Origin of the sequence: Azospira oryzae, assembly GCF_004217225.1 — a bacterium.
GTDB lineage: Bacteria > Pseudomonadota > Gammaproteobacteria > Burkholderiales > Rhodocyclaceae > Azospira > Azospira oryzae.
On sequence record NZ_SHKM01000004.1, the window covers coordinates 1 to 13,575 of the forward strand.

Consider the following 13,575-nt stretch of genomic DNA (forward strand, 5'->3'; position numbering starts at 1 on the left):
ATCTTTGTGCAAGCGCTTGATTCATTTGTCCGACCTAAGCCGGAACACCCAACCAAGCACCTACACCTATCGGTTGTCCTATTTTTTAAAGAGCTGGTTGCGGGGGCAGGATTTGAACCTACGACCTTCGGGTTATGAGCCCGACGAGCTGCCAGACTGCTCCACCCCGCGTCCGTCAGAGAAGCGAGATATTATCGCTTTCTCTACACCTCGTCAACCCCTGCCGGTTTGTTTCTTGCTTTGCTTTCGCTTGGCTGCACCGGCTGGTGCGTCGAGGGAGGCGAACTATAGCCTAGTCGGAGAGCCACTGCAAGAGGGAATCCCACTGTTCGTGATCTCGCTTGAACTTGGCGCGGGGAGGGTCAAAGACGGAAAGCCCTGCGGCAGCTACGTTTACGTAGTTCTGGGTGTTGCGCAGATAACTAACAATGGGAATATCGAAATGACGCAAAAACTCCTCCAGCATCACTGCCGCACGGGTTCTGGGATCCACCCGCATGGCAACAATACCCAGCATCTGCCGCCGACCGCGGGTTTCCTGGCGCAATGAATTGAGGAAATCCTCCGTTGCCGCCATATCAAATATGGAAGGTACCACCGGAACGATAACCTTATCGACACGACGCAGGTAGTCGGAAAGCTTATAGCCCTGCAGGCCGGCCGGGGCGTCCAGCACCACCTGATCCACATCCTGGGGCGGATTGAACATCACCTGATTACCCGCAAAGTATCCGGTCACCGGTGCCATCTCCGGATCGCGGAAGGCCATCCAGCGCAGGGAGGATTGCTGGCGATCCAAATCGCACAAGGTGACCTTGTTGCCCTGGTTGGCGAAATAGCCGGCCAGATTTGTCGCCAAGGTTGTCTTGCCACACCCCCCCTTCGGATTGGCCACCAGAATTGCTTGCATACCCACCCCTTTCTCACTCGATAAAAGCCGAACTGGCATTTGGGCCACAACGGTCTCGGATGATTATATGCGAAGGTACTGACAGCGGCGGCTCCCCGATTGGGCGCACACGGATGTAATATGGCGACCGGGTTTGCTACTTAAGTCATATATGGAAAAGCCAAAAACCAAGGACCGCCAGGGAATTCAATCCATCGAAGTGGGGGGCAAGTTATTGCAGGCGCTGGCAGCCAATGGCCGCGCCATGATGCTGCGGGACCTGGCCAAGGCTGCCGGCATGCCCGCCGCCAAGGCCCACCGCTACCTGGTCAGCCTCATTCGCATGGGCCTGGTCGAGCAGGACCAGACCAGCGGCCGCTATGACCTGGGCAGTTTCTCCCTGGAACTGGGCTTGGCCGCCATGGGCCGGCTGGATCCGGTTCGCCTCGCCACCCCGATACTGGAAGATCTCTGCGAGCGCCTGGGCGAAACCGTTGCCCTGGCCGTATGGGGAAATCATGGCGCCACTGTGGTCCGCCTGCTGGAGGCCGGCGGACCGATCACCGTTGCGTTGCGCGCCGGTACCGTCCTGCCGCTGGCCAGTTCGGCCACGGGTCGGGCGTTTGCCGCCTTTTTCCGCTCCCCCTACCTGCGTCAGCTGCTGGAAGTCGAAATCAAGGCGAACGCGGAAGCGAACGGCACCACCCTGGCGGCTGCGCGCCGGGAAATGGACGGCCTGCTATCGGAAATCCGCAACCAGGGCATTGCCCGGGCCAGCGGCAGCTACTCTCCGGGTATCAACGGTTTCAGTGCGCCGGTATTCAATCAGACGGGCACCATGGTGGCGGCAATCACTTCCCTGGGGCCGATCGGCAACTTTGCCAGCGACTGGGACAGCAACATTGCCGCCGCCATCCGGCAAGCCGCCCAGGATTTATCGCACCGGCTGGGTTATCACGAACCGGGCCCGGCCTGAACAGGCAAACAGGGAAAAGAGAGAGGGATGGTGCCGGGTACCGGAATCGAACTGGTGACCTTCGCATTACAAGTGCGCTGCTCTACCTACTGAGCTAACCCGGCGGGGCCGCCATTATAACCGAGGCATGCCCCCTGACGTGCTGTCGCATATAGAATAGGCTGCAATCTTCGAGCAAGACTCAAATTCCATGGCTGCCCTCTCCAATCCCTCCGAAATTGCTCGTGAAGTCCTCCGGCAACTGGCCGTCCGGCGCATACCGCCGACTCCGGACAATTACTTCACTCTCTACAACGAAATTGCCGAACACCCGCCGGGGGATGAGCCGTTCCCGGAAAAGCAGTGCAAAAGCCTGGCGGCCGCCCTTGACCGCAGCCGACCGGCCCAGCAGCGCCTTGCCAGGTCTTTCGACGAGGCGATCCGGGACAAGAGCTGGGAACGCTTCCAGAACACCTGGAAGGCGTTCTGTACCGAAGCCAGCAGCGAACCGCCGCCCTGGAGCGACCTCATTGCCGAACTGATCCGGCAATGGGAAACCCATCATGCCGGCCTGACGCCCGGCAAGAAACGGGACTCCCTGGAACACGTGCTATCCAGTGCCGGCAAGGATCCGGACCTGCTCTTCACCCGCCTGAAAGGGCTCCTCACTTCCTGGAACCAGAATGCGGACGCCGGCGGCACACCCCTGGCCGACGCCCCCGAGATGGCAGCGGAGGACAACGGTGCCGATGCTGTCGCCGCGACCACAGCACCGGCCAGCGCCGACAACGCCCTGGTCGGCGAACTGCGGGAACTGTTTGCCTTCACCCTGGAAACGGCCGTCGCCACCCAGCTGGTGGAGTCGCCCCAGTTGGTGGAAGAAGCCCGTACCCTGGCCAGCGCCGTGCGCCGGGCCCAGGACACAAAGGCCCTGAAAAAGCTGCTGGACAAGCTCAAGCAGTTCGCCTTCCGCCTCGAACTGCTGGCGGATGACCAGCGGGAGCTGCGTACCGGCCTGCTGCATCTGCTGCAACTGCTGATCGAGAACGTCAGCGAACTGGTGGAAGACGACCAGTGGCTGCATGGTCAGATCGAAATGGTGCGGGACATCGTCACCAGCCCCCTCTCCCTGCGCACCATTGACGACGCCGAGCAGCGCATCAAGGAAGTCATCTTCAAGCAGAGCCAGCTCAAACACAGCCTGAGCGAAGCCCAGGAGGCCCTGAAGCACATGCTGGCGGGCTTCGTGGACCATCTGGCCGATTTCGCCGACTCCACCTCCGACTACCATGACAAGGTGGAGGCCTGTGCCCAGCGCATTGCCACGGCCAACAACATTGCCGACCTGCGGGCCGTCATTGACGAAGTGATGCACGAAACCCGCATCATCCAGCTCAATGCCCAGCGCTCCCGCGACGAACTGCGGGCCACCCAGCAGCGGGTGCGGGAATCGGAACAGCGGGTGGCCGAACTGCAGGGCGAGCTGGACAAGGCCAGCACCCTGGTGCGCCACGACCAGCTCACCGGCGCCCTCAACCGCCACGGCCTGGAGGAAGCCTTCGCCAAGGAAACGGCCCGCACCCAGCGGCGGCGCACCTCCCTCTGCCTGGCCATCCTGGACATCGACAACTTCAAGAAGCTCAATGACAGCCTGGGCCACGACGCCGGCGACGCCGCCCTGATCCACCTCATCACGGTCATCAAGAACACCATGCGCCCCACCGACCTGGTGGCCCGCTTCGGCGGCGAGGAGTTTGTCATCCTGCTGCCGGACACCGGCCTGGAAGACTCGACCCACGCCCTGCAACGGCTGCAGCGGGAGCTGACCAAGCACTACTTCATGCACGACAACCAGAAGCTGCTGATCACCTTCAGCGCCGGCGTCACTGCCTACCAGCCCGGCGAAGACCAGGCCGCGGCCATCAAGCGGGCAGATACGGCCATGTACGAAGCCAAGCGCACGGGCAAGAACCGGGTGGTGACGGCCTAACCTGAAGACGAAGCCTACGGCCAACCTAGGCCCTGTTATTTATTGGACGGGGCTGGGGCAAGCCATAAAAAAATGGTACAAGTCGTGCTTTAGCTTTAGCCTTGATCTGGGCCTTGCCCATACCTCTCTAGGATCCAGGATGAACACTGAGCAAGATTTCGCTTCCCAGCTCTACCGCATTGGCATTCTCAACTGGCAGTCCATGCAGCATTCGGGCGAAGCCTTCTTCCTCAGGAATCACCTCAAGGGAAAAATAGCTCCCGTCGTGGTCGACGTAGGCGCCAATGTGGGCCTCTATTCGGGCCTGGCACTGGAGTCCTGCCCTTCGGCTCAAGTATTCGCTTTCGAGCCCCATCCTGAAACCTACCAGAAGCTGCGGCGCAATCTGCCGAACATCCAGGCCTTCAATGTGGGCATGGGCTCAGCTGCCGGCAGCTTCACGATGTATGACTATGCGGACCAGGCGTCATCCCACGCTTCGCTCTATGCAGAAGTCTTCACCGATATCCATCAGCGCCCCCACCGCAGTTTCGACATCGAAATACGCACTCTGGACGCCGTCATCCCCGAACTTGGGATTGAGCACATCGACCTGCTCAAGGTGGACGTGGAAGGACATGAACTCGAGGTTTTCAAGGGTGCGGCCCAATGTCTCGAAAAAGGCATGGTGCAAGCCATCCAGTTTGAATTCAACGAGATGAACATTGCTTCCCGCACCTACTTCAAGGACTTCTTCGATTATCTGAAGGGTTATCGCTTTTTCCGTCTCCTGCCCAATGGCTACTACCCAATTGAGCACTACTCGCCGGTTCAATGCGAAATCTTTGCTTTTCAGAACATCGTCTGCTTCAAGAAATAATTACCTTCCGCCCATGCGTGCAACCCGTCTCCAGGCAAGGATTTGATTCCCCATGCGCCTCTTCATCGCCAGCCTCAACGCCTCCGCAAATCCCCCCGTCGCCAAGGAACTGGCGGCTGCTCTCGAGACCGGGGCCCCGCAACAAGGCCTGCCCGTCCAGAAACTGGAACGCCAAGCTTCCGCCGTTCAGGCAGGCCAGGCCATGGGAGAAAGCTTTGACCAACAGGGCCAGGAGGCTTTCCGCTGGCTCTCCGTCACCCTCGGCACCCAATGCGATGCTGGCGACTACATCCTCGTTCTGGCACCCCAGCTTGCCGAGCTGGATGCCCTGATCCGCTGGTATGGCAGCCAATCCACCGCCTTGCGGCCCCATCTGGGAATCGTCCTGGCCCATGCCCCGGGCAAGGGTTTGCCGGGGGAGCAGGACCCGTTACTGTCCGAAAAGCTGTACCAGCAGTTTTCCCAGCAGCTGAGCAATCTAGCGGCGCACAAACTCACCTATTTCTGCACCGATGAAGACCTGGCAGACCAGTATCTGCCTTGGCTACGCGAACGCCTCCAGTACCTGCCGGAGACAGTGGAAAATCGCTGCCGCACTATTCTGAATACGGCCCGAAGTGCCGAACTGGCACGGGAGTCCATCACTTCCTCCTGGGGCACGGCGGCCCTGTTACGGCATCTGCTGGGGCCACGCCGGGGAGTCAGCCTGCTGGACGGAGTGGGCGGCGACCTGACCGGCGTCCTGCTCCAGACGCTGACCGGTGTCGAGTCCTACGTCACCACTGCCACTGCGGCCTTGCCCCTGGATCAACTGGCTACTCAGGTTGGAACCACCAGTCTGAACCGCCGCGGTTTTCATGCCGGCGAGAGCAATTGGCCCGAAGCGGTTGCCGGCAAGATGGACTTGGTCATCGGCAGCGCCCTCGCCGACGCCCAGGAACTCCAAGCCCTGTGGTCGGCCCTGAGCGACAGCGGCGTCCTGTTCCTGCAGGGAGACGTCACCCAGCGCCCCGAAGGCTTCGCCACCAACGGCTGGCAGGTGGACATTCGACTGCCGGGCAATCCAGGACAGCAAGTGGCCAGCCTGGTCGGCCGCCAGGCGGAAAGCTATGTGCAGGTCCGCGCTGCGCTTCTCAATCTTCCCCAGCACCTCCATTGGCTGCCCTTGCCGGCAGCCCTGGAACCTGCCGCACTGACCCCCGCACGGCAAGAGCGCCTCTGGGCGGTGCAAGCCAAGATCCAGGCCGGCCAGTTGGCAGCAGCGGCCAAGGACATGGCCCAGGCCCTGGCCGATGACCCCGACGATTCCGAACTGGAACGCTGTCATGCCAGTACGTTGCAGGCGCTCGGCGATCAGGAGGGAGCCATTGCCCACTGGAGCCATCTGATCCAGAAGGAGCCGGAACGCCTGGACGTCACCGAGGCCCTGACCCGCGCCCTGGTCTCCCTGGGTGAGTACGGCATTGCCGGGGCCATCCTGGACAACTATCAACAGTATGCCGCCACGACGGAGCCGGCCCTGGAGACCATCCGCAAGGCGGTGGACAGAACCGGCGAGAACGCCCAGCAGCCCATGGCCGAACCGGCCAAGAAGCACCTGGGCTTTCTACAGATACACACCTTCTATCCGGCCTATCTGGAACAGTTCTACGCCAAGCGGCCGGCCCTGCCGAGCCAGGATTTTTCCACCATGATCAAGGCGCTGGAAGCCGATGCTTTCAGCGCCAACCACATGCTCACGCCCTATCTGGGCGCTCTCGGCTACGACTGCCAACTGATTGTCGCCAACGACCCCATTTCCCAGGGCCGCTGGGCCGCCCAGCACGGCCTGCCCAACGGCATCGGCATGATGGATGTGGTGCGCCGACAGGTTGAGACCTACCGGCCGGAAATCCTCTATCTGAGCGAACCCATCAGTTTTGACTCCCGCTTCCTCCAGAGCCTCAGCTACCAGCCTCGCCTGGTGCTTGGCTGGCGCGGCGCACTGGCGCCGCCGGAGACCCGCTGGCACGGTTTTGACACCATGCTTTCGGGCCTGAGCGGCATTCGCGAACTGGCCCTGAAGCTCGGGGCCGCCGATGCCACCCACTTTTTCCCGGGCCACCCCAACTGGCTCAATCCCCAGTTGAACGGGATCGAACTGCAGAGCGACGTCCTGTTCACCGGCCAATGGACCATCGGTCAGCACGAAAAACGTAACCAGCAACTGCTGGCCCTGGCCGAGGCGGCCGGCGACCCGACAGCCCCGTTCTCCCTGGCCCTGCATCTCAGCGGCCAGACCCAGGGAATCCCGGCAGTACTGACGCCCTACATCAAACCACCGGTATACGGCATGGAGATGTACCGAACCCTGGCCAGCGCCCGCATCGTCGTCGACAGCCGGGCCGACCACTGGATGTTCGACCCGGCCAGCGGCCGCCCCCTGGACGTGGGCCGGGGTGAAACGGTCAACATGCGCCTGTTCGAGGTCACCGGCGCCGGGCGTTTCCTCATCACCGAACGCTTCGACAACCTGAGCGACTATTTCGAGGCGGGCCTGGAAGTCGAGACCTTCTCCGACCGGGAAGAGCTGATCGACAAGGTGCGCTACTACCTGGCCCATCCCGAGCAACGGGAAGCCATCGCCCGGCGCGGCAAGGAACGTTGCCGCCGGGACTACGCCATGGAATGGCGGGCGGCGCACTTCGACCGCATCATTCGGCGCCACCTGGCCCAACCGGCGCAGTCCGCCCGTTCCACCGCCGCTGCGGCGCCTGCCGTACCGACTCAGGCCAGCCCCAACGGCAGCATCCCCGGCAACAGCGCCGAAGTACTGGCCCTGATGCAGCGAGCCGAAGGCGCCCTGGCCCAGGGCCAGGCCCAGGAGGCCCTCAATCTGGTGATCGACGCCAAGAAGGCCCGCATCCCCACCATCGGTCTTGATGTGCTTCGCGCCCGCTGCTTTGCTGCCCTCAACCAGCCCTGGCACGTCGCCGAATGTCTGCGGGAAGAATTGCGCTTCTTCCCGGACAACGCCGAAGCCCGCGCCCTGCTTGAACGGGTAGACGACCGCAAGGCCGGCCAGGCGCCGGCCGTGGACGAATTCAGTGAGCTGCTGCAGGTGATCCGTCCCTACACCATGCTCAGCGAAGCGCGCCTGCGCTCGCTTTACGACAGCGCCATGCGTATCTGCGCAGCGGATCTGCCGGGCAACTTCGTCGAATGCGGCGTCGCCGCCGGCGGCTCCTCGGCCCTGGTTGCCGCAGTCATCGCCCGCCACAGCAAGCGGCCGCGCAAGCTGTTCGCCTTCGACTCCTTCTCCGGCATGCCGACTCCCGGGGAAAACGACACCCACCGGGGCCAGCATGCGGAGGACACAGGCTGGGGCACCGGCACCTGCGCGGCTCCGGAAGACAGTGTCCGGGAAGCCTGCCGCAAGCTGGGCGCCGAACACATCCTGGTGACGGTCAAAGGTTTCTTTGAAGACACCCTGCCGGTGGAGCGCCACAATCTGGGCGAAATCGCCTTGCTGCACCTGGATGGCGACTGGTATTCCTCGACCCGGGCCATCCTCGACAATCTCTACGACCAGGTCACGGACCAGGGCATTTTCCAGGTGGACGACTACGGCCACTGGGAAGGCTGCCGCCAAGCCATCGAAGAATTCCAGAGCGAACGTCAGGTGCGCTTCCCCATCGAGCCCATCGATGCCGTCGGCGTGCGCTTCAACAAACCCAAAGCTGCCGCCGCCCCCACCACCGCCTTGCCCCTGGCACCGATCCTCCACTTCAGCACCTGGGAACGGGGCGGCGCCGGCATGGCGGCTGCCCGCCTGCGCAATGCCCTGGTCAGCGACGGTGTCGAAGCCGGCATGGCCGTGCTGCAGAAATCCAGCCAGGGCACCGATGTCGCCCTGCTCTGCCCCAACGGGGCACAAGCCCGGACAGTGCTCTCCCCCGGCGGCTCACCCTATCTGGCGGAAGCCACCCAGGCCTGGGGCAAGACCCTGGGGGCCTACCCGGCCCGGGCCCCGTTCATCGAAGTCTTCAGCAACGCCACCTCCCCGTTGGAACTGGCTCGCCTCGGCGGTTTCGACAGTGTCCGCATCGCCCACTTCCACTGGGTGGCGGGAATGGTCAATTTTCCCACCGCGCCCCGGACCTTTGCCGGCAAATCGGTGATTTGGACCCTGCACGACATGGCCGCCTTCACCGGCGGCTGCCACTATGCGGGCGAGTGCGAAGCCTACGCCCGCAATCCGGGTTGCGGCCAATGCCCCATGCTCGGCTCCCGCGATGAGTCTGACGCCTCCCGGCAAACCTGGCTGCAACGCCAGGCCGCCTATGCCGACCTGGATCTGACGGTAGTCGCCCCCAGCCACTGGCTCGCCGATTGCGCCCGCAAGAGTCCCCTGTTCGCCGGCAAGCGGGTCGAGGTCATTGCCAACGGCATCGACCTGGAACGTTTCCGCCCCCTGGACCGGGCCGCCCTGCGGCGCCAGTGGCATATCGAAGCCGATGCGGCCGTCGTCCTTTTCGGCGCCGACAGCATTCAGAACCGGCGCAAGGGCTTTGACCTGCTGCTGGCGGCCCTGGCGGCCCTGGCCACCCAGGCTCCGGAACGCCCCATCACCCTGGCCGCCTTTGGCAGCCTGGCCGCCGATTTCACGCCGCCGGCCGGTTTCCGCTTCGTGCACCTGGGGGATATCAGCGACGAATCCCGTCTGCCCGAGGTCTACGGCCTGGCCGACCTGCTGGTGCTGCCATCCCGCGAGGACAACCTGCCCAACACCGCGGTGGAGGCCCTGGCCTGCGGCATTCCGGTGGTCGGCTTCCGCGTCGGCGGCTTGCCCGATATCGTCGTCGATGGCGAGACCGGCTGGCTGGCCGCCCCTGGCGATGTCGATGCACTGGCTGCCCTGATCCTCAGGGTGCTGGCCGAACAGACGCCGGCAGCCTGGAGCGAGCGTTGCCGGGCCAAAGCCGAAAACGACTTCGACAGCCACCGGCAAGCCGAGAAGTATCGCCAGCTCTACCTGGAGCTGCTGACCGCCCAGGAAGGCCGCATGACCTTCGCTTCGCCGGCGGAACAGCTCAACTGGGAAGCCGAGTGCCTGCTGGCCCTGGCCGAACCCGAAGGTGCCCTGGCGCGGCTGGAACAGGCGCTGCAGGCGGACGCCAAGAATCCCCGGACCCTGGATAATCTGGCCGTGCTCTGCCACAGCAGCAACCACCTGCAGGAAGGCCTCAACTGGTCGGTGCAGGCCTTTGAAGCGGCGCCCGGCAATCCGGCCATCGTCCTCAACCTGCTGCACATCCTGACCGCCCTGGACCAGACGGCATCGGCCCGGGAAGTCCTGCAGGTCTTCCTCGGCGCGACCAGCACAGCGCCCGACCAGGCCTTCTACAGCCGCCTGCCCGACGCCCTCCGGACGACGGATACGGACAGCACCTTCAAGCCCCGCATCACGGCCATTATTTCCACCTACAAGTCGGCAGAATTCATCGGCGAGTGCCTGGACGACCTGCTGGCCCAGACCGTGGCCGACCAGATCGAAATCCTGGTCATCGACGCCGACTCGCCGCAGAACGAAGGCGAAATCGTCCGTCGCTACCAGGCCAAGCACGCCAACATCCGCTACATCCGCACACCGGAGCGCATCGGCGTTTATCCGGCATGGAACCTGGCCATCCGCGAAGCCCGCGGCGAATACCTGATTTCCTGCAGCACCAACGACCGCCTCAAGAACACCGCCTGCGAAGCCCTGATGCGGGAACTGGACGCCAGCCCCGAAGTCATGGTGGTCTATGGCGACTCCCTGCTGAGCCCCCTGCCCCACCAGAATTTCGACACGGTGGTCATCGGCGGCAGTCAGTTCTGGCCGCCCTATTCGTTCCAGCAACTGCTGGAGCAATGCATGGTCGGCTGCCACCCCATGTGGCGGCGCAAGGTGCATGAGGAGTTAGGACTTTTCGACGAAAGCTATGCGGCCATCGGCGACCAGGACATGTGGCTTCGCATCGGCGAGAAGTACCCTCTCAAGCACATCCCCACCATCACCAGTATTTTCTGGGCCACCTCCGAATCCCTCTCCGGCAACTTCGAACTGTCGGGTCCGGAAGTGGACCGGGTGCACCTGCATTACCAGCAACGGGCCGACTACCGTCGCTGGGTGGATCGCAAGACCATCCAGGAAATCGACGCCCAGCTCTTTGCCGAGCGCATGCTGACCCGCTGGAAGGAGCGCCCCGCCCTGCTGCTGCTGACTGTCGTGGCAGCCGGCGAACAGGCGCGCCTGGCGCAGACCGTGGCCTCCCTGCAGACCCAGCTGTACCAGGACTGGAAACTGGTCGTACTGGCGGATACGCCGGCGCCGGACCCGATTTTCGAGCAGACGGACATCCTCGGCTGGCTGCAACTGGACAGCCTGGATGACCCAGAGCTGCTGGCCCGGGCCCTGAACCAGGTCAGCGACACCTTGGCCAGCGACTGGCTCACCCTGATTCCGGTCGGCAGCACCTTCGAGCCCCACTGGGCCATCGCCGTGGCCGACTACGCCAATCTGGACCCCAAGTGGCAGGCCATCTACACCGACCATGACCATATCGGTCCGGCCGGTTTCCGCTGCGCCCCCTGGTTCAAACCCGACTTCAACCTGGACTATCTGCGCGCCATGGATTACGTGGGCCCGGCCCTGTGGTTCAAGCGCGAAGCCCTGCAGGAAATCGGCGGTTTCCACCCCTACCCCGGCGCCTGGCAATACGAGGCTCTGTGGCGCCTGCACGACCGCTGCGGTGCCGACGCCATCGGCCACCTGCCGGAGCCCCTGCTGCACCTGCCGGAAAACCTGCTCGAACATCCCCTGGCCCAGGCGGCCCGCCAGGCCGCTGTGGAAGCCCACCTGGCCCGCCGCAACATCGCCGCCACGGTCAGCGCCGCAATGGTCCCCGGTACGCTGCGCATTGCCTACCAGCATGCCGAGCGGCCCCGGGTCTCGATCATCATCCCCAACCGGGACAGCGTCTGGTATCTGCAGCCCTGCATCGACGGCCTGCTGGAAAAGACCACCTACGACAACTACGAAATCATCGTGGTGGACAACCAGACCGACGAGCCGGACACCCTGGACTACTACCGCAAGCTGGAACGGGACCACGGGGAGCGGGTGCGCATCATTGCCTACGACCATCCCTTCAACTTCTCCGCCCAGTGTAACCTGGGCGTGGCCGCGGCTACGGGCGAATATGTCGTTCTGCTCAACAACGACACGGAAATCGTGCAGCCGAACTGGCTGGAGCAGATGCTCAACCACGGCCAGCGGCCGGAAGTGGGCGCCGTCGGCGCCCGCCTGGTGTATCCGGAGAAGGGCACCATCCAGCATGCCGGGGTGATCCTGGGCCTGGACCGCCTGGCAGCTCACTGCTTCTCCAAGGTTTCCATGCACGAGCCGGGTTACATGAACCGCCTGCAGGTGGACCAGGATTACAGCGCCGTCACCGCTGCCTGCATGCTGGTGCGCAAATCCATCTACCAGGACCTGGGCGGCATGAATGAGACGGATACCCCGGTCCTCTTCAACGACGTGGATTTCTGCCTGCGCCTGCGGGAAGCCGGACATCTGGTGGTATGGACCCCCGGCGCCACCCTGGTGCACCACGAGAACAAGTCCCTCGTCCTGGAGTCGTCCAATCTGCGCAAGCGCGCCGATGCTTCGGTGCGGGACGAGAAGACGGCAGACTTCATGCATCAGCGCTGGCACAAATGGCTGGCCGATGATCCCGCCTACAACCGCCACCTGTCCCTGCTCGACGGCAGTTCCTATACGCCGGAACCGGTGCTGGTGGCCGACTGGGACCGCAAGTTCCACGACCGCCCCCGGGTCCTGGCCCAGCCGCCTGCCGGCGGCGTCGGCGAATACCGCTTCATCGCCCCCTTGCGCGCCCTGGGCGCGGCCGGCACGCTGCAGAGCACCATCGTCCAGACCAAGAAGTACCACGAACTGCGTTATCCGACCCTGACGGAACTGAACCGTCTGGATCCGGATGTGTACATGATCCAGGTGGATTTCTCACCGCTTGCCGTGGAATGGCAGACCTATTTCCGCAAGCACCGGCCGGACATGCGCATCGTGGTCATGATGGATGACCTGATCACCCACATGCCCAAGGACAACCCCAACTACCGCCACATTCCCCGGGACGGACGCAATCGTCTGCGCAAGCTGTTCCGCCAGAGCGACCGGGTCATCGTCAGCACCCAGCCCCTGTACGACTTTGCCCGGGAGCTGACCGACGAAGTGCGGCTGGTACCCAACTCCCTGCGGGACGACCTGTGGGCCCACCTTACCTCCCGACGCCGTACCGGCAAGAAGCCCCGCGTTGGCTGGGCGGGCGCCCAGCAGCACTCGGGCGACCTAGCCATCATTGCCGAAGCGGTGAAGCAAACCGCCGACGAGGTGGACTGGATTTTCTTCGGCATGTGCCCCGAAGAGATTCGCCCCTATGTGGCCGAATACCATCCCTTCGAGGTCGGTGTGGAAGCCTATCCGGCCAAGCTCGCCAGCCTCAACCTCGACCTGGCCGTGGCCCCCCTGGAACTGCATCCCTTCAACGAGGCCAAAAGCAATCTGCGCCTGCTGGAGTACGGCATTCTGGGCCTGCCCGTGATCTGCACGGACATCTTCCCCTACCGTACCGACAATGCGCCGGTGACGCGGGTGGCCAACGAGACCGATGCCTGGGTCCAGGCCATCCGGGAGCGGGCCCACGACCTGGATGCGGCAGCCAGGGAAGGCGACATCCTGGAAGCCTGGGTACGCCGGCACTACCTGTTGAGCAGCCGCCTCAACGAATGGCAAGCCGCCCTGACGGACCCCCGTCCCTGAAACGGCGGGGCCGTCCCGC

Annotated in this window: 5 protein-coding genes and 2 tRNA genes; 4 read left to right on the forward strand and 3 right to left on the reverse strand. The window is 63.6% G+C overall.

The window, feature by feature from the left end; all coding sequences use genetic code 11:
- Positions 1-94: 94 nt before the first annotated feature.
- A tRNA-Met gene (locus tag EV678_RS15805) sits at positions 95-171 on the reverse strand.
- A 121-nt stretch (positions 172-292) separates the two neighbouring features.
- Positions 293-910 (reverse strand): ParA family protein, encoded by a 618-nt coding sequence (locus EV678_RS15810; protein WP_130460200.1) that lies wholly within the window; start codon positions 908-910, stop codon positions 293-295.
- Between the two features lie 151 nt (positions 911-1,061).
- Here EV678_RS15810 and EV678_RS15815 point away from each other — a divergent pair, with 151 nt between their 5' ends.
- Positions 1,062-1,865, forward strand: a complete 804-nt coding sequence (locus EV678_RS15815) for an IclR family transcriptional regulator (RefSeq protein WP_130460201.1) — start codon at positions 1,062-1,064, stop codon at positions 1,863-1,865.
- 28 nt (positions 1,866-1,893) lie between these two features.
- Here the strand turns inward: EV678_RS15815 and EV678_RS15820 are convergent.
- Positions 1,894-1,969 (reverse strand) — tRNA-Thr (locus tag EV678_RS15820).
- 86 nt (positions 1,970-2,055) lie between these two features.
- Between EV678_RS15820 and EV678_RS15825 the strand changes: the two genes are divergently transcribed.
- The 3 genes from EV678_RS15825 (at position 2,056) to EV678_RS15835 (ending at position 13,556) form a co-directional block, all read left to right on the forward strand.
- On the forward strand, positions 2,056-3,834 hold the full coding sequence (locus EV678_RS15825; RefSeq protein ID WP_014236873.1) for a GGDEF domain-containing protein: 1,779 nt from the start codon (positions 2,056-2,058) through the stop codon (positions 3,832-3,834).
- Between the two features lie 139 nt (positions 3,835-3,973).
- Entirely contained in the window at positions 3,974-4,693 is a 720-nt protein-coding gene (locus EV678_RS15830) for an FkbM family methyltransferase (RefSeq protein WP_014236872.1), read from the forward strand.
- A 52-nt stretch (positions 4,694-4,745) separates the two neighbouring features.
- The gene (locus tag EV678_RS15835; RefSeq protein WP_130460202.1) at positions 4,746-13,556 is read left to right on the forward strand and encodes a TylF/MycF/NovP-related O-methyltransferase; all 8,811 of its coding nucleotides are present in this window, start codon (positions 4,746-4,748) and stop codon (positions 13,554-13,556) included.
- Positions 13,557-13,575: the final 19 nt, after the last annotated feature.

Coding starts and splice junctions, on each gene's coding strand:
- EV678_RS15815 (WP_130460201.1), top strand. CDS start 1,062: ATGGAAAAGCCAAAAACCAAGGACCGCCAGGGAATTCAATCCATCGAA.
- EV678_RS15810 (WP_130460200.1), bottom strand. CDS start 910: ATGCAAGCAATTCTGGTGGCCAATCCGAAGGGGGGGTGTGGCAAGACA.
- EV678_RS15830 (WP_014236872.1), top strand. CDS start 3,974: ATGAACACTGAGCAAGATTTCGCTTCCCAGCTCTACCGCATTGGCATT.
- EV678_RS15835 (WP_130460202.1), top strand. CDS start 4,746: ATGCGCCTCTTCATCGCCAGCCTCAACGCCTCCGCAAATCCCCCCGTC.
- EV678_RS15825 (WP_014236873.1), top strand. CDS start 2,056: ATGGCTGCCCTCTCCAATCCCTCCGAAATTGCTCGTGAAGTCCTCCGG.